At 72.9% G+C, this 18,879-nt stretch carries 20 protein-coding genes and 1 riboswitch; of the genes, 10 read left to right on the forward strand and 10 right to left on the reverse strand.

Annotation, left to right across the window (positions count from 1 at the left end; translation table 11 throughout):
* Nucleotides 1-13 precede the first annotated feature (13 nt).
* Both ACFYOU_RS10315 and ACFYOU_RS10320 read right to left on the reverse strand, forming a co-directional pair.
* Nucleotides 14-631 carry a hypothetical protein gene (locus ACFYOU_RS10315; protein ID WP_391304650.1) on the reverse strand — a complete coding sequence of 206 codons (618 nt, stop codon included), beginning with the start codon at nucleotides 629-631 and terminating at the stop codon, nucleotides 14-16.
* Nucleotides 624-1,403 (reverse strand): alpha/beta hydrolase, encoded by a 780-nt coding sequence (locus ACFYOU_RS10320; RefSeq protein ID WP_389766956.1) that lies wholly within the window; start codon nucleotides 1,401-1,403, stop codon nucleotides 624-626. Before ACFYOU_RS10320 ends, ACFYOU_RS10315 begins: the two co-directional genes overlap by 8 nt.
* A gap of 189 nt (nucleotides 1,404-1,592) precedes the next feature.
* On the opposite strand from ACFYOU_RS10320, the gene ACFYOU_RS10325 reads away from it, so the two are divergent.
* From ACFYOU_RS10325 to ACFYOU_RS10340, 4 genes are all read left to right on the forward strand, one after another.
* Nucleotides 1,593-2,456: a 1-acyl-sn-glycerol-3-phosphate acyltransferase gene (locus ACFYOU_RS10325; protein WP_391304652.1), complete on the forward strand. Its 864-nt coding sequence runs from the start codon at nucleotides 1,593-1,595 to the stop codon at nucleotides 2,454-2,456.
* Nucleotides 2,457-2,616: 160 nt separating this feature from the next.
* Nucleotides 2,617-3,834: a MacS family sensor histidine kinase gene (gene macS / locus ACFYOU_RS10330; RefSeq protein ID WP_391304971.1), complete on the forward strand. Its 1,218-nt coding sequence runs from the start codon at nucleotides 2,617-2,619 to the stop codon at nucleotides 3,832-3,834.
* The gene (locus tag ACFYOU_RS10335) at nucleotides 3,831-4,514 is read left to right on the forward strand and encodes a response regulator (RefSeq protein WP_391304654.1); all 684 of its coding nucleotides are present in this window, start codon (nucleotides 3,831-3,833) and stop codon (nucleotides 4,512-4,514) included. Before macS ends, ACFYOU_RS10335 begins: the two co-directional genes overlap by 4 nt.
* A gap of 121 nt (nucleotides 4,515-4,635) precedes the next feature.
* On the forward strand, nucleotides 4,636-5,640 hold the full coding sequence (locus tag ACFYOU_RS10340) for an NAD(P)-dependent oxidoreductase (RefSeq protein WP_391304656.1): 1,005 nt from the start codon (nucleotides 4,636-4,638) through the stop codon (nucleotides 5,638-5,640).
* Here ACFYOU_RS10340 and ACFYOU_RS10345 read toward each other — a convergent pair.
* Together ACFYOU_RS10345 and ACFYOU_RS10350 are read right to left on the reverse strand one after the other, a co-directional pair.
* Nucleotides 5,583-7,496: a chorismate-binding protein gene (locus ACFYOU_RS10345; protein ID WP_391304657.1), complete on the reverse strand. Its 1,914-nt coding sequence runs from the start codon at nucleotides 7,494-7,496 to the stop codon at nucleotides 5,583-5,585. The two genes, ACFYOU_RS10340 and ACFYOU_RS10345, sit on opposite strands and share 58 nt — an antisense overlap.
* 128 nt (nucleotides 7,497-7,624) lie before the next feature.
* Nucleotides 7,625-7,777, reverse strand: a complete 153-nt coding sequence (locus tag ACFYOU_RS10350) for a trp operon leader peptide (protein WP_391304659.1) — start codon at nucleotides 7,775-7,777, stop codon at nucleotides 7,625-7,627.
* Between the two features lie 68 nt (nucleotides 7,778-7,845).
* On the opposite strand from ACFYOU_RS10350, the gene ACFYOU_RS10355 reads away from it, so the two are divergent.
* Nucleotides 7,846-9,201, forward strand: a complete 1,356-nt coding sequence (locus ACFYOU_RS10355; protein ID WP_385485639.1) for a class II 3-deoxy-7-phosphoheptulonate synthase — start codon at nucleotides 7,846-7,848, stop codon at nucleotides 9,199-9,201.
* A 205-nt stretch (nucleotides 9,202-9,406) separates the two neighbouring features.
* Entirely contained in the window at nucleotides 9,407-9,667 is a 261-nt protein-coding gene (locus ACFYOU_RS10360; RefSeq protein ID WP_387007243.1) for a bacterioferritin-associated ferredoxin, read from the forward strand.
* Nucleotides 9,668-9,761: 94 nt separating this feature from the next.
* Here ACFYOU_RS10360 and bfr read toward each other — a convergent pair whose 3' ends face one another.
* Entirely contained in the window at nucleotides 9,762-10,241 is a 480-nt protein-coding gene (gene bfr, locus ACFYOU_RS10365; RefSeq protein WP_385485635.1) for a bacterioferritin, read from the reverse strand.
* Between the two features lie 152 nt (nucleotides 10,242-10,393).
* On the opposite strand from bfr, the gene ACFYOU_RS10370 reads away from it, so the two are divergent.
* Nucleotides 10,394-11,026, forward strand: a complete 633-nt coding sequence (locus ACFYOU_RS10370; RefSeq protein ID WP_391304663.1) for a molybdopterin-dependent oxidoreductase — start codon at nucleotides 10,394-10,396, stop codon at nucleotides 11,024-11,026.
* An 88-nt stretch (nucleotides 11,027-11,114) separates the two neighbouring features.
* Here the strand turns inward: ACFYOU_RS10370 and ACFYOU_RS10375 are convergent, their stop codons facing one another.
* The 5 genes from ACFYOU_RS10375 to thiO all read right to left on the reverse strand — a co-directional run bounded on the left by ACFYOU_RS10375 (nucleotide 11,115) and on the right by thiO (nucleotide 16,293).
* Nucleotides 11,115-11,996 (reverse strand): deoxyribonuclease IV, encoded by an 882-nt coding sequence (locus tag ACFYOU_RS10375; protein ID WP_391304665.1) that lies wholly within the window; start codon nucleotides 11,994-11,996, stop codon nucleotides 11,115-11,117.
* A 94-nt stretch (nucleotides 11,997-12,090) separates the two neighbouring features.
* A complete protein-coding gene (gene pknB / locus ACFYOU_RS10380; protein ID WP_391304667.1) occupies nucleotides 12,091-14,028 on the reverse strand; it encodes a Stk1 family PASTA domain-containing Ser/Thr kinase in 1,938 nt (645 codons plus the stop codon).
* 81 nt (nucleotides 14,029-14,109) lie between these two features.
* Nucleotides 14,110-14,904, reverse strand: coding sequence for a thiazole synthase (locus tag ACFYOU_RS10385; protein WP_391304669.1), 795 nt, complete (start codon nucleotides 14,902-14,904; stop codon nucleotides 14,110-14,112).
* A 1-nt stretch (nucleotide 14,905) separates the two neighbouring features.
* Nucleotides 14,906-15,139, reverse strand: a complete 234-nt coding sequence (thiS, locus tag ACFYOU_RS10390; protein ID WP_389766935.1) for a sulfur carrier protein ThiS — start codon at nucleotides 15,137-15,139, stop codon at nucleotides 14,906-14,908.
* Nucleotides 15,136-16,293 (reverse strand): glycine oxidase ThiO, encoded by a 1,158-nt coding sequence (thiO, locus tag ACFYOU_RS10395; protein WP_391304670.1) that lies wholly within the window; start codon nucleotides 16,291-16,293, stop codon nucleotides 15,136-15,138. The genes thiS and thiO overlap by 4 nt, the downstream gene beginning before the upstream one ends.
* Nucleotides 16,290-16,403, reverse strand: a riboswitch (TPP riboswitch). Its footprint overlaps the gene before it by 4 nt.
* Before the next feature lie 48 nt (nucleotides 16,404-16,451).
* Between thiO and ACFYOU_RS10400 the strand changes: the two genes are divergently transcribed.
* The 3 genes from ACFYOU_RS10400 to ACFYOU_RS10410 all read left to right on the forward strand — a co-directional run bounded on the left by ACFYOU_RS10400 (nucleotide 16,452) and on the right by ACFYOU_RS10410 (nucleotide 18,808).
* Nucleotides 16,452-16,847, forward strand: coding sequence for a hypothetical protein (locus tag ACFYOU_RS10400; RefSeq protein WP_389766931.1), 396 nt, complete (start codon nucleotides 16,452-16,454; stop codon nucleotides 16,845-16,847).
* A 340-nt stretch (nucleotides 16,848-17,187) separates the two neighbouring features.
* The gene (locus ACFYOU_RS10405; RefSeq protein ID WP_391304972.1) at nucleotides 17,188-18,351 is read left to right on the forward strand and encodes an FAD-dependent oxidoreductase; all 1,164 of its coding nucleotides are present in this window, start codon (nucleotides 17,188-17,190) and stop codon (nucleotides 18,349-18,351) included.
* Nucleotides 18,352-18,442: 91 nt separating this feature from the next.
* Nucleotides 18,443-18,808 carry an Rv2175c family DNA-binding protein gene (locus ACFYOU_RS10410; RefSeq protein WP_389766929.1) on the forward strand — a complete coding sequence of 122 codons (366 nt, stop codon included), beginning with the start codon at nucleotides 18,443-18,445 and terminating at the stop codon, nucleotides 18,806-18,808.
* Nucleotides 18,809-18,879: the final 71 nt, after the last annotated feature.

Consider the following 18,879-nt stretch of genomic DNA (forward strand, 5'->3'; position numbering starts at 1 on the left):
TCGAGAGCGGGGCCTAGACGACCGCGCCCCGACCGGGGTCGTCGTCGTCCTCCTCGTCGCCGCGCATCCGCCCCACCAGCGTGGCGAACCCGCCCAGGAACCCGCCGACCCCGAGCAGGGTCAGCCACCAGGTCATCTGCCAGCCGAACAGCACCGCCAGCAACAGGAGCAGCGGGCCGCCCAGCACTCCGAGCCAGCCGAACTTGGCGGTGGCGTCGGCGGCGGGCAGCGGCGGCGGCTCCGGCGGCACGAAGTGCCCCTCGTCATCGCCGTCGAAGTCCTCTTCGGACGCCGGCTGCGGGCTGTAGTCCCGCGGCCCGGCGACCCCGGGCGCGAAGGCGACTGAGCTGCCCAGCGGTTTGCCCGGCCCGTCGGCCGGGTCCGCGTCGTTCGAAGGCGCGGTGGACGGCGCGTCGTCCGTGCCGTTCGGCTCGGCCTCCAACAGGGCCAGGTCCTCCACCGACTTGAACGGCTTCGCCCCGGGCGGGTCGACCGGCTCGTCCCCGTAACCGGCCACGATCGCCTCCCACGCCGCCGTCTCGTCCAGGGGCACGGCCTCGCCCGCCGCCGCCTGTTCCGCCGCGGCGCGGTCGTCGGGCTCGCGGCCCTCCTCACGGTCGTGCTCAGCCACCGGTGGCCGTCCCTTCTTCGCCGACACTGGGTGCGATCCGTTCGATGAACGCGTGACTCTCCGCGAAGATCCGGTCCGCGTCGTAGTCCAACGTCGCGACGTGGTAGCTCTGTTCCAACAGGATCTCCGTGACGTCCGTGGAGGACACCCGGCTCAGGACCCGGCGCGAGTCCGAGGGCGGCACGACGTGGTCCTCCGGGCTGTGCAGCAACAGCAGCGGTTGGGTCACCTGCGGCAGCTCCCCGTCCACGAGCCGGAAGAACCGTCCCAGCGAGTACGCCGCGTGCAGCGGCACCCGGTCGTACCCGATCTCGACCGGACCGTCCTTGGCGATGTCCCCGACCAGGCCCTTCGTCGAGGGCACCAGGTGCCGGACCACCGGCAGCACCCTGGCCCCCGCACCGTGCACGGCGATCGCCGGGTTGACCACGACGATCCCGCTGATCGCGTCACCGTGCTGGGCGGCGAGGCGCAGGGTCAGCGCCCCGCCCATGGACAGCCCGAAGACGAACACCCGGGCGCACCGGTCGCTGAGGACGCGCAGCTCCCGGTCCACCTCCCCGTACCAGTCCTGCCACCCGGTGGGCCGCATGTCCTCCCAGCGGGTGCCGTGCCCCGGGAGCAGCGGCAGGGACACGGTCAGCCCGCGGGCGGCGAGGAAGTCCGCCCAGGGGCGCAGGGACTGTGGGGAACCGGTGAATCCGTGACAGAGGAGGACACCGATGTCACCGCCTTCGTGGCGGAACGGCTCGGCACCGGGGAGGACCGTCACGTTCGGTCTCCTGTTCGTGTGAGAGGGGGGCGGGGGGAACCGGGGCGCCCCGGGGCGGGGGAAGGAGAAGGGGCACTTCACGGTACGCGACCGCCCTGACACCGACCAGGGCCATCGGACCGGTTCGGGGTGGACCGGGTTATGGTCTGTTCGACAGAAATAGGAGGCAGTCGGTTGATCTACGGCGCGATGAAGTTTTCCATCGGAGGGCCACTGAAGCTCGCCTTCAGGCCCTGGGTGGAGGGCATCGAGCACGTTCCCGCCGAGGGTCCCGCCATCCTCGCGAGCAATCACCTCTCGTTCTCGGACTCGTTCTTCCTCCCCGCGGTCCTCGACCGCAAGGTCACCTTCATCGCGAAGGCCGAGTACTTCACCACCCCGGGCGTCAAGGGCCGGATGACGGCGGCGTTCTTCAAGGGCGTCGGCCAGCTCCCGGTGGACCGCTCCGGGGTGCGCGGCGCGGGCGAGGCGGCGATCCGCAGCGGCATCGAGGTGCTGGAGCGGGGCGAGCTGTTCGGCATCTACCCGGAGGGCACCCGGTCGCCGGACGGTCGCCTCTACCGGGGCAAGCCGGGCGGTCTGGCCCGGGTGGCGCTGGCCACCGGCGCGCCCGTGATCCCGGTCGCGATGATCGACACCGAGAAGATCCAGCCGCCCGGCAAGGTGCTCCCCAAGCTGATGCGCCCGGGCATCCGGATCGGCAAGCCCCTCGACTTCACCCGCTACCAGGGCATGGACCACGACCGGTTCGTGCTGCGCGCGGTGACCGACGAGGTCATGTACGAGATCATGAAGCTCTCCGGCCAGGAGTACGTCGACATCTACGCGACCGCCGCCAAGCGGCAGATCGCCGATGCCGCGAAGGCCGAGCGGGAGGCGGCGAAGGCCGAGAAGGCAGCCGCCCAGCAGGCCGCGAAGAACGACGCGGGCCAGGAACGCCCGCAGCACGCCGAGCGCCCGGACGGCGAGGCCTCCGAAGGCGAGGCCTCCGAAGGCGAGCGACCCGCCGGTCACGCGGGCCGGGAGAACCGCCAGGAGCCGTCCGGCTCCTGAACGACGGGCCCGGGCACCGGGCGGGCGGTCGGTCGGATTGACGGTCGGGGCCGTCCGGGCGGTCGGCCGGAGCGACACGGGAACCGGTACCGACCGCGGTGCCGGGGGGAACACTGGGGGAGCGGTGGGCGGGACGGTCAAACGCTGGCGCGTGACACGCATGTCGGTCGAACAACCGCTGTGGCGCGCCCTCACCGGGTACCGCGTGCTCACCGCGCTGTACGCGATCGGCGTGTTCGTGTCGATGTACGACACCTTCGCCCGGCCCTGGGTCGCCATCGCGTACTACGTGGTGCTGGTGGTGTGGACCGCCGCGACCCTCGACCAGGTCTCCGGGGCGGCCCGCTGCACCCGGCGGTTCCTGTTCGTGGACCTGACCATCGCCCTCACCGGCATCCTGCTCACCCCGCTGGCCGCCTCGCCCGACCGCATCGTCGAGGGCTCGCCGACCCTGCCGTCGATATGGACCGCGGGCGCCGTGCTCGCCTTCGCGCTCAAGGGCGGCTGGCGCTGGGCCGCCGTCGCCTCCGCGCTGGTCGGCGTCGCGAACATCATCCAGCGGGGTGCCGTCAGCCGGGACACCGTCCACAACGTGCTGCTGGTGTGGGTCGCCTCCATCGCCATCGGGTACGTCGTGGAGGTCGCCCGGGCCTCGGAGGCGACGCTCGCCCGGGCCCTGGAGATCGAAGCGGCCACCCGGGAGCGCGAACGCCTCGCCCGGGACATCCACGACGGCGTCCTCCAGGTCCTCGCGATGGTGCAGCGCCGCGGCAACGCCCTGGGCGGGGAGGCCGCCGAGCTGGGCCGGATGGCGGGGGAACAGGAGGTCGCGCTGCGGACCCTGGTCTCCGAGGGGCTGCCCTCCCGCGCCTCGGGGGACGCGGCCGACGGCGCCTTCGTGCGGGCCGTCGACGACCCCGGCGATCCCGCGAACCCTCCCGGCCCCGCTGCTCCCGACGACGAAGGACCGCACGACCTGCGGCACCTGCTCAGCGGGCACGCGAGCGCCCTGGTGACCCTCTCGGACCCCGGCGCGCCGGTCCTCCTCCCACCGGCGACGGCACGGGAGTTGGCCGCGGCCGTGGGCGCCGCGATGGACAACGTGCGGCGGCACGCGGGCGAGGGGGCGCGGGCCTGGATCCTGATCGAGGACGAACCGGACGCGGTGATCGTGACGGTCCGTGACGACGGTCCCGGCATTCCCGAAGGCAGACTGGAGCGGGCCGAGGGCGAAGGGCGTCTCGGCGTGGCCCAGTCGATCCGCGGACGGCTGCGGGACATCGGCGGTACGACCGAGCTGTACTCCGTACCGGGCCAGGGCACGGAAGTGGAACTGAGGGTGCCGAGGGACGGCACCCGGGGGAGGGCGGCACGATGACGCAGGACACGACCGGGAGACCGGTGACGATCAAGGTCATGGTCGTGGACGACCATCCGATGTGGCGGGACGCCGTCGCCCGGGACCTCGCCGGAGCCGGCTTCGAGGTGGTCGCCACCGCCGGCGACGGCGAACAGGCGGTCCGCCGGGCCCGGGCCACCGCCCCCGACGTGGTCGTCCTCGACCTCAACCTGCCCGCCAAGCCGGGGGTCCAGGTCTGCAAGGAGGTCGTCGCCGACAACCCCGCGCTCCGGGTGCTGGTGCTGTCGGCGAGCGGTGAGCACGCGGACGTCCTGGAGGCGGTGAAGTCCGGGGCGACCGGCTACCTCCTCAAGTCGGCGTCCACCGAGGAACTGATCGACGCGGTCCGCCGCACCGCCGACGGCGACGCGGTGTTCACCCCCGGGCTCGCCGGACTGGTCCTCGGCGAGTACCGGCGGCTGGCCGCCGAGCCCCCGTCCACCGCGTCCGACGAGCCGGGCGCCCCGCGGCTGACCGACCGGGAGACGGAGGTGCTGCGGCTGGTCGCCAAGGGACTCAGCTACAAGCAGATCGCCGAACGCCTGGTCATCTCGCACCGGACCGTCCAGAACCACGTGCAGAACACCCTCGGCAAGCTCCAGCTCCACAACCGGGTGGAACTCGTCCGCTACGCGATCGAGCGCGGACTCGACGACTGACCGTCGGTGACCGCCCCCCCCGGGTGGGCCTCCACCAGGGGGGCGGTCACCGGGCCCCGCCCGGCGGCCCCGCGTATATTCCGAACCGGCACCCGATCGCCCCGCACCTGGAGGGACCCTCGTGGAGATCCTCGCCTTCGGCGTACAAGCCGACGAGAAGCCCCTGATCGAAGCCGCCTTCGAGGCCCCGCACGAGGCCCGCTGCCTGGACGTCTTCCTCAACGAGGACACCGCCCCGATCGCGGCCGGCTACGAGGTCGTCTCCACCAGCGTCAACGCGGACCTGGGGCACCGGGTGCTCCAGACGCTCGCCGCCGGCGGCACCCAGATGATCGCCCAGCGCTCCACCGGCTTCAACAACATCGACCTCGACGTCGCGGAACGCCTCGGCATGACCGTGGCGCGGGTCTCGTACTACTCCCCGTACGCGGTCGCCGAGTTCGCCTGGACCCTCGCCATGGCGGTCAACCGCCGCATCGTCCGGGCGAGCAACCGCACCCGCGACTTCGACTTCCGTCTCGACGGGCTGATGGGCCGCGACCTGCACGGTCGGACCGCCGGGGTGATCGGCACCGGCAAGATCGGCGAGGCGTTCGCCCGGATCGCCCACGGCTTCGGGATGCGGCTGCTCGGCTGGGACGTCGCCGAGAACCCGGCCTGCGCCGCCCTCGGCATGGAGTACGTCAACAAGGACCGGCTGTTCGCCGAGGCGGACCTGATCAGCCTGCACGTCCCGCTCCTCGCGGACACCCAGCACCTGATCGACGCGTCGGCGCTGCGGACGATGAAGGACGACGCGATCCTCGTCAACTCCAGCCGGGGCGGCCTGATCGACACCAAGGCCCTGGTGGAGGAGTTGCGGGCGGGCCGGTTCACCGGTGTCGGCCTGGACGTGTACGAGGCGGAGGCGGGCCTGTTCTTCCTCGACAAGTCCCTGGAAGCCGTCCCGGACGACGTCCTGGCCCGCCTCGTCACCTTCCCGAACGTGGTGGTGACCTCCCACCAGGCGTACTACACGGTGGACGCGGTGGCCCAGATCGTGGACACCACCGCCTCCAACGTGCTCGACTACCTCGCCGGCCGCCGCAGCGGGAACGTCCTGGTCCCGGCATCGCCCAACAGCTGACCGGCCAACTCCCGCACGATCGCCGCCCCGCGCAGCGTCAACACCGACTCGGGGTGGAACTGGACGCCCGCGAACCCGGGCCCGCGCAGTGCGTGCACCTCGCCCCGCGCGTCCCGGCTGACCTCCACCCCGTGCGCGGCCAGTTCCAGGGCGGCGTCCGCGTCGCAGTGGGCGACGAAGCTGTTGTAGAAGCCGACGGTCTCGGTCCGCCCGAACAGGTCGACCGCCGTCTGCGCCCCCTGGTACGGGACCTCCTTGCGGACGACGGCGAGCCCCAGTTCCGCCGCGATCAGCTCGTGCCCCAGGCACACCCCGAGCACCCCGTACGGATGGCGGCGGATCAGCTCGGCGGCCAGCTCCCGCAGGAACCGCATCTTCGGGTCCGCCGGGTCCGAGGGGTCCCCCGGACCGGGGCCCAGCACCACGGGACCCGGATGGGCGAGCACCGCGGCGCGCAGCCCCGGTTCGTCGTAGCGGCGGACCGTGACCTCCAGGCCCGCGGACCGCAGCAGGTGCGCCAGCATCGCGGTGAACGTGTCCTCGCCGTCCACCACCAGGGCGTGCCCCGCCAGCGCGTCGGAGCGCTCCTGCATCCGCAGCCAGAACGGCGCCAGTGCGGCCCGCCGCCCGGCGAGGGCCTCCCGCACCCGGGGGTCGTCCGCCAGCGCGCCCCGCACCGTGCCGCGGTGCGCGGGGCCCGGCCGCACCCCGAGGGCGGTGAGCACCCCGGCGGCCTTGGCATGGGTCTCCGCGACCTCGCCCCGGGGGTCCGAACCGCGCACCAGGGTCGCCCCGACCGGCACCTTGAGCGTTCCGTCGGCGCCGATGTCCGCGGTCCTGATGAGGATCGGCGAGTCCAGGGTCTGCGCGCCCCCCGGGTCCCGCCCGACCAGGGCCAGGGCCCCGGCGTAGTACCCGCGGCCGCTGCCGTCCGGCCCCGCCGGCTCGTAGCGCTCGATCACCCGGCACGCGTTCTGCACCGGCGACCCGGTCACCGTCGCCGCGAACATCGTCTCCCGCAGCACCTCGCGGACCCCGAGCGAGGACCGGCCGCGCAGCTCGTACTCGGTGTGCGCCAGATGGGACATCTCCCGCAGCCGCGGCCCGACCACCACCCCGCCGCGGTCGCCGACCGTGCACATCATCTTGAGTTCCTCGTCCACCACCATCGACAGCTCCTCGATCTCCTTGCCGTCGGCGAGGAAGTCGAGCAGCCCCTCGGGGGTGGGCCCCTCGTCCGGGTAGCGGTACGTCCCGCTGATCGGGTTCATCACGACGGTGCCGCCGTTCATCCGCACGTGCACCTCGGGGCTGGCCCCGACCAGGGTGCGCTCACCGGTGTGCACCACGAACGTCCAGTACGCGCCCTCCTCCCCGAGCAGCAGCCGCCGGAACAGGGCCAGCGCCCCGGCCCGTCCGAAGCCGGGGACGCGACCGGTGTAGGTGCGCCGGATGACGAAGTTGGCGCCCGAGCCCCGGCCGATCTCGTCGCGCAGCACCCGCTCCACGATGCCCGCGTACTCCTCGTCGCTGACGTCGAAGCCGCCGTCCAGGACCTGCACCGGCTCCCCGGCCAGCGCGGCCAGTGCGGCCAGCGCCTCGGCGAGGGGCACCTCGTACGACTCCTCGGGGACCAGTACCGCGAGCGGGGTGCCGTCGTCGCGCACGTCGAAGCCGCGTTCGCGGATCTGGCGGAACGGGACGAGGGCCAGCCCGTCCGGGATGTCGGCGAGCCGCTCGTGGTGGACGACCGGGCCGATCAGCACCTCGACGGTGTCGTGGTCGCGGCCCGGGGTGCGGCGGCGCAGCAGTGCGAACGGAGGGGAGTGGGGGTCGAGCAGACGGTTGAGGTCCACGGGTGATCGGTTCCTTCCCTGGCGGGCGCCGGCCGGGCGGTGCCCGGTGGCGGAGCGGAGGGAACGGCCCCGGAAAAGCAGGAAGGCCGCCCCTCGGGCGGCCTTCGCGTGATCTCGGGTACGCGCAGTCAGTGGGCCGCCGGATGAGCGGTCCACCACCAGCTACGGGTCGAGTGCACGAACATGCCGGGCACCCTACCCGATGCGCCGGTGCCCCGGCACACGATCCTCCCCGCCGGGTTCCGACCCGCCCGCGCTCCGGCGGCGCATCCCGCGCTCATCTGCGATGTGCGTCTCAAAAGATGAGCGGACGGATGGACACCCCCGGTCACCCCGTAATGTTGGGGAGGTGACCGTGAACGCTGAATCCCAGTCCGTCGACGCCGGGCCCACCTGGCGCGACCTGCCCGCGGCGCAGCAGCCCGAGTACCCGGATGCCGAGGCTCTGCGCGATGTGATCGCCGACCTCGAAAGCTATCCGCCACTGGTCTTCGCCGGTGAGTGCGACCAACTGCGCGCCCGGTTGGCCGCGGTCGCCAAGGGCGAGGCGTTCCTGCTCCAGGGCGGGGACTGCGCCGAGTCGTTCGACGCGGTCGGCGCCGACCAGATCAGGGCCAAGCTCAAGACCCTGCTCCAGATGGGCGCCGTCCTCACCTACGCCGCCTCGGTGCCGGTGGTGAAGGTCGGCCGGATCGCGGGCCAGTACTCCAAACCGCGCTCCAAGCCCACCGAGACCCGCGACGGCGTGACCCTGCCGACGTACCGCGGCGACTCGGTGAACGGTTTCGCCTTCACCGAGGAGGAGCGGGTCCCGGACCCGCAGCGCCTCAAGCGGATGTACCACGCGTCGGCCTCCACGCTGAACCTCGTCCGCGCCTTCACCACCGGTGGTTACGCGGACCTGCGCCAGGTGCACGCCTGGAACCAGGACTTCGTGAAGTCCTCGCCGTCCGGCCAGCGCTACGAGCAGTTGGCGCGCGAGATCGACAACGCGCTGAACTTCATGCGGGCCTGCGGCACGGACCCCGAGGAGTTCAAGACGGTCGAGTTCTTCGCCTCCCACGAGGCGCTGCTGCTCGACTACGAGGGCGCCCTCACCCGGGTCGACTCCCGCACCGGGCGGCTGTACGACACCTCCGGCCACATGGTGTGGATCGGTGAGCGCACCCGGCAGCTCGACGGCGCGCACATCGAGTTCGCGTCGAAGATCCGCAACCCGATCGGCATCAAGCTGGGCCCGACGACGACCGTCGACGAGGCGCTGACCTACATCGACCGCCTGGACCCCGACCGTGAGCCCGGCCGGCTCACGTTCATCGTCCGGATGGGCGCCGACAAGGTCCGCGACAAGCTGCCGAACCTCGTCGAGAAGGTCACGGCCTCCGGCGCCACCGTCGCCTGGGTCACCGACCCGATGCACGGCAACACCTTCGAGGCCGCCTCCGGTCACAAGACCCGTCGCTTCGACGACGTCCTGGACGAGGTCAAGGGCTTCTTCGAGGTCCACAAGGGCCTGGGCACCCACCCGGGCGGCATCCACGTGGAGCTGACCGGCGACGACGTCACCGAGTGCGTGGGCGGCGGCGACGAGATCTTCGTCGACGACCTCCACCAGCGCTACGAGACGGCCTGCGACCCGCGGCTCAACCGCAGCCAGTCGCTGGACCTGGCCTTCCTGGTGGCGGAGATGTACCGCGACCAGTAGGCCCGTGGCCGTGGAAGTCGGGTGATCTTGCCCGGATGTGTACCGATGGGGCGTGGATGCTGTGATCCGCGCCCCATCGGCACGTCCGGGACTTTTACGTCACCCGCGGGACGGGTAAGGTTAGGCAAGCCTCACCGAAATCTCGGGACGGCACCAGCGATCGGCTCGCGCCGGTCCCGAGCGATTCCACCGGGGAGGTGACCGCGTGTACGTGTGCAGTTGCTTCGGTGTCACCGAAGCCCAGGTGCGTCAACACGCGGCGGACGGGGCCTGCACCCCGCGTCAGATCGCTTCCGCCTCCAAGGCGGGCACGGACTGCGGTTCCTGCGTCCGGAGCATCCAGGCACTGCTCGGCCGGGGCACGTGTCCCCGTCGGGCGCTGGTGGAGCAGGGTGAGCCCGCCCTCGCGAAGATCGGAGTCCCGCGTTCCGGCGGGCGTGTCGCAGGACTCGAAGAAGCCGCCTGACCGTTTCTCCACGTCGCTGGCGGGTCGTGGACGGCCCCGGGACGGCCTGGGGAGGGGTCTCGGACGGTCGTCGGGCGGCCGTGACCCGTCGGGGTCAGCTGCTCGGCTGCTCGATCTGCTGGGCCAGGTACAGCGGCTCGCCGAGCTTCTCGATCAGCTCCAGCTGGGTGTCCAGGTAGTCGATGTGGTGCTCTTCGTCCTGGAGGATGTCCTCGAAGATCCGGGCCGAGGTGACGTCGCCCTTGGCGCGCATCACGTCGATGCCGCGCTTCAGTCGGTCGATGGCCTCCACCTCGACCTGTCGGTCGGCCTGGAACATCTCCGTCACCGTCTGACCGACCCGGACGTGGAACAACCGCTGGTAGTTCGGCAGGGCGTCCAGGAAGAGGATGCGCTCGGTGAGGCGGTCCGCGTGCTTCATCTCGTCGATGGACTCGGACCGCGTGTAGTTCGCGAGCTTGGTCCAGCCGTTGTTGTCCTGGATGCGGTAGTGCAGCCAGTACTGGTTGATCGCGGTCAGCTCACCCGTGAGCTGTTCGTTCAGGAACTCGATGACCTCGGGGTCGCCCTGCATCGCAGAGGCTCCTTCCAGGTGGGGACCGGTTCGGTGGCCGCATCCTCGCACCGTGATTCCGAGGCCGTCCAGTAAGTGCCTCCTTAGTAGGAGTTGCCCCCACCGGGCCTGACCTGGTCATGAACACCTACCCGGTCTGTCAGGATGGAGTCATGGGTCAACCGGTCGGTAGCGAATCTCCACAGGCGGCGCAGCCGCAGCTACCGCCGGGGCAGCGACTCCAACGCGGATGGCCCGTCACGCACTACGGTCCGGTGCCCAGATTCCGCCCCGAACGCTGGGAGTTCAGGGTCTTCGGCGCGACCGCCGACGGCGACAAGCAGTGCTGGAACCACGAGCAGTTCTCGGCGCTCCCGTACACCACGGTCGTGGCCGATCTGCACTGCGTCACCAAGTTCAGCATGCTCGGTGCCGAGTGGGGCGGGGTGCCGGCCCGGACGGTCCTGGACCTCGCACCGCCCGCCGCGAACGTCACCCATGTGATGGTCTGGGCAGAGTACGGCTTCAGCTCCAACATGCGGCTGTCCGACTTCGCCGTCGAGGACGCGATCTTCGCCACGCACAAGGACGGTGAGCCGCTCACCGCGGAACACGGGTTCCCGCTGCGCCTCGTGGTGCCCCACCTGTACGCCTGGAAGGGCCCCAAATGGGTGCGGGGCGTCGAGTACATGACCGCGGACCGACGGGGCTTCTGGGAAGAACGCGGTTACCACAACGTGGGTGACCCCTGGCGGGAACAGCGCTACTCGTACCAGGAGGAGCCCGGCGAGGGCCCCGAGCTCTGACACCGGCCGACGCCGGCCCTCGGGTCCGGAGCCGCCTCATGGGATCCCACGGAAAGCGCGTACCGTCTCAGTGGCGCCGCACCCACCCCTAGGGGGTGGGCAGGCCGTCCCTGATCTTCTGGAGGAGCGCCACGTCGTCCGCGTGCCCGCTCGGGCCGCCGGGAGTCTCGATGACCAGGGGCACGCCCTCGGTCGCCGGATGCGCCAGCAGGGCACGGAAGGGATCCTCCCCGATGTGGCCGGCCCCGATGTTGGCGTGCCGGTCCTTGCGGGCACCGACGCCCTCCTGGGAGTCGTTGGCGTGGATCAGTTTCAGCCGTCCCGCGCCGACCGTCCCCACCAACGCGTCCAGGGTCCGGTCCATCCCGCCCGGACCGGCCAGGTCGTGCCCGGCCGCGAAGATGTGGCACGTGTCGAGACAGATCCCCAGCATCGGATGGGAGTCCAGCGCCTCGAAGTACGGTCCGAAGTCCTCCGCCCGGGAACACAGCGAGGACCCCTGACCGGCCGTCGACTCCAACAGCAGGAACGGATCGTCCTCGTGCGTCAGTTCGTCCAACAGCGGCAACATCCGCTCGCGCACCTGCGCCAGGGCCACCGCACGCTCCCGGCCGCCGGTCGCCGACCCCGTGTGCACCACCACCCCCAGCGCCCCGATCGCCCGGGCCCGGCGCAGCGAGTGCCGCAGCGACTCCACCGAGCGGTCGACGGTCGCCTCCGTGTGCGAGCCGAAGTTGATCAGATAGGGGGCGTGCACGTACGCCGGAACGCCCTCGGCGGCGCAGACCGCGCGGAACTCCTCGTCCTGCCGGGGGTTGCCGGGCGGAGTGGCCCAGCCGCGCGGATTGGCGACGAAGACCTGAACGGTTTCGGCGCCCATCTCACGGGCGTACGCGAGACCGGTGGAGGCGAGGCCCCCGGCGACCGGGACGTGGCCGCCGACGGGGTTGCGGAGCGGGGTGACTGTCACCCCGCCAGGGTGGCACGCGCGAGCGCGGCTCCCGAACGCCGCCCGCCCCGGTCCCGGCCCGGCCCGTCTGCGCGGGGGAGGGGAGCGCGGCCCGTCAGCCGATGTGGAGGGTGATCTCCGAGCCCTCGGGGGCCTCCTCGCCGGCGGCCACCGACTGCTCGTCCACCGTGTCCCCGAACAGCCCGAGGATGCCCCGGTCCACCTTCACCTCGAACCCGGCCGCCTCCAGGGTCTGCCGCGCGTCGTCCACGCCGTCCCCGACCACGTCCGGCACCTCGATCATCTCCGGCCCCTCGGACAGCGTCAGCGTGACCGTGTCCCCCTCGGCGACCTCGGACCGCGCCCGGGGGAACTGCTGGGCCACCTCGCCCGCCGGCACCTTCGCGGTGACCCGCTCCGGCGCGATCTCCGACTTCAGCCCGAGCTCCGCCAACGCCTCCTGCGCCGCCTTGAGGCCCTTCCCTTCGAGCTCGGGCACCTCCACCGGGGCGCCCCTGCTCAGGGTGAGCGCCACGGCCGAACCCGCCCGGCGCTCCGTACCCGCAGCGGGGTCGGTGCTGATCACCTCGCCCCGCGGGACGGTGGTGTCGAAGGCGTCGGTGACCATCCCCGGCTCCAGCCCGGCGGCCGTGATCTCCTTGCGCGCCACGGCCAACGTGCGGTCCGTCACATCGGGCACCCGCACGGTCTGCGGCCCCAGCGACACCGTCAGCCCGACGCTGCCGTTGCCGCGGATGCGGGACCCGACGGTCGGGTCGGTGGCGATCACCGTGCCGCGCCGGTTGGTGTCGCTGTACTCCCGCCGGACGTCCCCGACGTCCAGCCCCGCGTCCGTGAGCCGCTCCCGGGCCTCCGCCTCGGTCTGCGTGAGCAGCGCGGGGACCTTCGTGAACTGTCCCGAGTTGATGTACCAGACGCCGATCCCGGCCAGCAGGACCAGCAGCAGGGCCCCGAGCCCGGCCACCGCCCGGCGCGGCGGCCGACCGGTGCGCAGGAGGCCCCCGAACCGGGACCGCACGGGTACCGGACTCCCCAGCAACGCGGTGCGCTGGACGTCGTCGGGACCGTCCTCGTTCACCGGCAGCGGGCGGGGTATGTCGAGCGCCCGGGGGATGACGCTGGTCCGGTCCTCGGCGCCGTCGTGCGCCGCCTCGTCGGCCCCCGGCGGGACCGCGTCGAGCTGCGCCTCGGTGAGGGCGGCCCGGGTCGACCGGAGCGCCGCGAGCAGCGCCACCGCGTCGCGCGGACGCAGCCGGGGGTCGCGGGCCGTCGCCGCGGCGACCAGCTCGTCCAGTTCCACGGCCGTCCCGGGGACCGCCGCCGAAGGGGCCGGGACGTCCTCGTTGACGTGCCGGTAGAGGACCTGCGCCGTGGTGTCGCCGGTGTGGGGCTTGCCGCCGGTCAGCATCTCGTAGAGCACGATCCCGCAGGCGTACACGTCCACCCGGGTGTCCGCCGCGCCGTCCTCGATCTGCTCCGGCGCGAGGTACGCCACCGTCCCGAGCACCGGACCGGTCGAACCGGTCCGGGAGTCCACCGAGCGGACCAGCCCGAAGTCGGCGACCTTGACCCGGCCGTCGTCGCCGATCAGGACGTTCTCCGGCTTCATGTCCCGGTGGACCAGACCCGCCCGGTGCGCCGCGCCGAGGGCGGCGAGCACCGACTCCAGGACGTCCAGGGCGGCCCGCGGGCGCAGTGCGACCCGTTCCCGCAGCACGTCCCGCAGCGTGCAGCCGGGCACGTACTCCATCGCGAGGTACACGTAGGCGCCCTGGGCGCCCTGGTCGAAGACGCCGACCACGTTCGGGTGCGAGAGCCGGGCCACCGACTTCGCCTCGCGGATGAACCGCTCCACGAAGCCCGCGTCCACCGCGAGGGCGGGGTGCATCACCTTCAGGGCGACCACCCGGTCCAGCCGGATGTCCAGGGCGCGGTACACCGTGGCCATGCCGCCGGTGGCGATCCTCGCGTCCACCCGGTAGCGGGCGTCCAGCACGTGCCCGAGCAGCGGGTCCTGAAGCGAAGTGTCCACGGAGGCAGTCTAAGAGCCGGCGCAGTGGGGGCGTGCCGACCCGGGGGGCGCGCCCCGGACGGTCCGCGCCCCGTAGCGGGGTCAGAACGCGGGGCGCTCCGGGTCCAGCCGGGCCTGCCCCGCGGCGGGCGAGCTGGCCTGCGCGAAGAAGCGCCGGGGGATGCGCCCGGCGCGGTGGGCGAGGCGGCCGGCCTCCACGGCGTGCCGCATCGCCTCGGCCATCAGCACCGGCACCCGGGCCCGGGTCACCGCTGAGGCGAGCATCACCCCCGCACAGCCCAGCTCCATGGCCAGCGCCACGTCCGAGGCGGTCCCGGCCCCCGCGTCCAGGATGACCGGGACCCCCGCCCGCTCCACGATCAACTCGAAGTTGTGCGGATTGCGGATGCCCAGCCCGGAGCCGATGGGCGAGCCCAGCGGCATCACCGCCGCGCACCCCACGTCCTCCAGCTTGTGCGCCAGGACGGGATCGTCGTTGGTGTACGGCAGGACGGTGAAACCGTCGTCGACGAGGATCTCGGCGGCGTCCAGCAACTCGACGGGATCGGGCAGCAGGGTCCGCTCGTCGGCGATGACCTCCAGTTTGACCAGATCGGTGCCGAGCGCCTCCCGGGCCAGCCGCGCGGTGAGCACCGCCTCCCCGGCGGTGAAGCAGCCCGCGGTGTTGGGCAGCACCCGGATGCCGAGCCGGTCCAGCACGGAGAGCACCGAGCCGGCGGTCGTCGGGTCGACCCGACGCATCGCGACGGTGGTCAGCTCGGTGCCGGAGGCCACCAGCGAGCGTTCCAGCACGTCGAGGCTGGGGGCGCCGCCGGTGCCCATGATCAACCGGGAGCCGTAGCTCCGCCCGCCGAGGACGAAGGGGTCGTCGGCCACGTCAGCCTCCCTGGACCGCGGTGAGGACCTCGACGCGGTCGCCGTCCGCGAGCACGACCCGCGGCCAGCCCGTGCGCGGGACGACGGTCTCGTTGAGGGCCGCGGCCACTCCGCCGGGCGCGGTGGTGAGCGAGGCGACGAGGTCGCCGAGGGTCGTCCCGGGGGAGACCTCCCGGTGCTCGCCGTTGAGGGTGACGCTCAGGGTCGTGGACCCGGGGGCGGGTGACGCGCTCATGCGGGCTGCTCCTGGGGGAGGCGGGCGAACCGGAGGGGGGTGAAGGGGCGTGCGGCGTCCGGCAGTTCACCGTGCACCAGGGCGTGGGCCAGCACGTCCCCGGTGACGGGGGTGAGCAGCACGCCGTTGCGGTGGTGGCCGGTGGCCAGCAGCAGCCCGTCCAGTGCGGTGGGGCCGAGCAGGGGGGCGTTGTCGGGCGAGCCGGGCCGCAGCCCCGCACGGGTCTCGACGAGCGGCAGCTCGGTGATGCCGGGGACCAGCTCGTGGGCGTCCCGCAGCAGTTCGTACACGCCGCCCGCGGTGACGGTGGTGTCCCAGCCCAGTTCCTCGCTGGTGGCTCCGAGGACCAGCTCACCGTCCTCGCGCGGCACCAGGTACACCTGTCCGCCGCGCACCACCGCCCGCACGGTCCGACTCAGGAACGGGCCGAGGCCGGGCGGCACCCGCAGCCGCAGGATCTGTCCCTTGACCGGTCGTACCGGAGGCAGGACCTCCTCGGGGACGCCCGCGAGCCGTCCGCTGAGACTGCCCGCGGCGAGCACGACCTGCCCGGCCGCCAGCTCGGTGCCGTCGGCGAGCAGGACGCCCGAGGCCCGCTCCCGGCGGGTGACCAGACGTTCGACCCGCTGCCGGTGGAAGACCACACCGGCCGACGCACAGGCGGTGACCAGGGCCGCGGCCAGTCGCCGCGGGTCGATCTGGTGGTCGTCGTCCACCCGCAGCCCGCCGCGCACGCCCGGGGCCAGCATCGGTTCGAGCCGCCGGCACTCCCGACCGTTGAGCCACTGTGGCGTCAGCCCCGCCGCGGTCTGCACGGCGTGCAACTCCCGCAGCTGGGACCGGTCGTCGGCGTCGAGGGCGACGGCGAGGGTGCCGCAGCGCCGGTAGCCGAGGTCCGCCCCGGTGACCTCGGACAGTTCGGCGGCGAACGCCGGATAGGCCCGGGCCGAGGCGGTGTTGAGGGCGAGGAGCTGCTCCTCGCCGGGGTGCAGTTCGGTGACCGCGGCGAGCATCCCGGCCGCCACCTGCGCGGCGCCGCCGCCCGGCGCGGGGTCCGCCAGTGCGGTGCTCAGACCGCGCCCGGCGGCCCGCCAGGCCGTCACCAGACCGATGATCCCGCCGCCCACCACCAGGACGTCCGCTGAACGAGACATGGGTGCTCCGCTCCTCCCTTCGCCGGCATGACCCGGATCAGGTTCGTACGGTCGGAGGCCGGTCAGCCTCCCTCTCAGCCCGGTGCGTCCGGGCTCCCGCGAGTTACGTTGGCCACCCTAACCCGATGCCCCGCACCCCAGTAAGGGAGTCGTGTCCCGTGCCCGACCAGCCGCACCGCCCCGACGCACCGGCCGCGCCCTCGCTCGACGGACGGGTCCTGGTACCCGTGGCCGACCAGGCGCCCGGCCAGGTCGGCACCCGCACCCGCTTCGCCTACCACGAGCGCGACGGCGTGGTCTGGGCCGACTACGCGGGCGGCGAGGTGGTCCGCGGCCACCTCGTCGGCACCCGCACCGGGGACCGGCTGGACTTCCGGTACGTCCAACTGCGCACCGACGGGACGACCGCATCCGGACACTGCGCGTCCCGGGTGGTCGCCCTGCCGGACGGGCGGGTGCGGCTGTTGGAGACCTGGGAGTGGGAGTCGCGCGAGGGGCGGGGAACGAGCGTGGTGGAGGAGACACCGCCCGAGCCGGGACCGACCGCCGACTGAGCCGGCGTCCGGGTGTCTAGGGTGACGACCGGGGACAGCCGGATGCCGGCCGACGGCCCCACCACCCGACGAGGCGGACGAGGGCGACATGCCAGACGAGACAGAAGAGACAGACGAGACGGCCAGGACAGCCAGGACAGCCGGGGCAGCCGGGCCGGAAGAGACAGCCGCGGCAGTCGAAACGGACGAGACGACCGGGGCGACGGAGACGGCCGGGGTGTCCGGGGTGTCCGGGGTGTCCGGGGTGACGGAGACGGGCGCGGCGGGCCGGTCGACCGCGACGGCCGAACCGGGTGGCACGGCTGACCGGCCACCGGGCGTCGTCATCGCGGGCGCGGGCATGGCCGGGGTGCAGACCGCGGTGGCCCTGCGCGAACAGGGCTTCGCCGGACCGGTCGTCCTGATCGGCGCCGAACCCCACCAGCCCTACGACCGGCCGCCGTTGTCCAAGGCCGTGCTCCTGGGCAAGGCCGAGGACTCCGCCTTCGACGTGGACTTCGCGGCGCTCGGCATCGACCTGCGGCTCGGCCTGGAGGTCACCGGCGTCCGCCCCGACGACCACGCACTCGACACCGAGGCCGGACCCGTCCCGTACGACACGCTGGTCATCGCGACCGGCGCCGAACCGGTCCGGTTGCCGGGCGCGGACGGCGTCCCCGGGGTGCACCTGCTGCGCACCCTGGACGACGCGGAGCGGCTGCGCCCGGTGCTCGCCGACCAACACGACGTCGTGGTGGTGGGCGCCGGCTGGATCGGCGCCGAGTTCGCGACGGCCGCCCGTGAGGCGGGCTGCGCGGTGACCGTGGTGGAGGCCGCCGACCGGCCGCTCGCGGGCGCCCTGCCGGCCGAGGTCGCGGCCCCCATGACCGACTGGTACGCGGAGGCCGGGGCCACCCTGCGCACCCGGGCGCGCGTGGTCCGCGTGCAGCCCGGCGAAGTGGTCCTGGACGACGGCAGCGTGCTGCCCGCGGGCGCGGTGGTGGTGGGCATCGGCGCCCGCCCCGCCACCGACTGGCTCGCCGGCTCCGGGATCGCGCTCGGCGCGCACCGGGACGTGCTCGCCGACGACCACCTGCGGACCTCGGTGCCCGACGTCTACGCGGTCGGCGACTGCGCCTCCTTCCCCTCCGCCCGGTACGGCGAACGCCTGCTGGTGCACCACTGGGACAACGCGCTCCAGGGCCCGCGCACGGTCGCCGCCGGCATCGTCGGCGAGGTGCCCGCGGTGTACGACCCGGTGCCGTACTTCTGGTCCGAGCAGTTCGGGCGCTTCGTCCAGTACGCGGGCCACCACGAAGGCGCCGACACGGTGGTCTGGCGCGGGGAGCCCTCGGGTGCCGCCTGGTCGGTGTGCTGGCTGCGCGGCGGGCGGCTGGTGGCGCTGCTGGCCGTGGGGCGCCCCCGCGACCTGGCCCAGGGCCGCAAGCTGATCGAGTCCGGCGCGGTGCTCGACACCGGGCTGCTGGTGGACCCCGCGCGCCCCCTGAAGTCGGCCGTCCGCTGACCCGTCGGGGCGGGCCGCCGGTGGGGCCGACCGGCCCCACCGGCAGCGGGCCGCTTTTCCGATGTCAGAAGGAAGTGGCAGGCTTGGGTACGTGACCGAGATTGACGCAAAGATTGATGCTCTCGTCCCCGCCTGGCTGACCCTCCCGGACATCGCCGAGCGGATCGGCGTGGAGGTGACCCGTGTTCGGCAGCTCGTCAAGGAGGGCCAGCTGATCGCGGTGCGCCGCGGCGAGAACAGGGCCCTGCACGTACCCGCGGCCTTCATCGACGACGACAAGGTCGTCAAGGGCCTCAGCGGCACCCTGACGCTCCTGCGGGACGACGGCTTCACGGACGAAGAGACGCTCGAATGGCTCTTCACCCCCGACCCCAGCCTGCCGGGCACGCCCGCCCAGGCCCTGAGTGAGAACCGCGGTACGGAGGTGAAGCGCCGCGCGCAGGCGCTCGCCGTCTGAGCCGCGCACCCGCCGCCGACTGAGCGGCCGACGCCGTCGGTGCGCGGACCCGAGGTGGTCCGCGCACCGTA

It is taken from the genome of Streptomyces sp. NPDC005955 (genome assembly GCF_042871255.1).
In the GTDB taxonomy this organism is placed as follows: domain Bacteria; phylum Actinomycetota; class Actinomycetes; order Streptomycetales; family Streptomycetaceae; genus Streptomyces.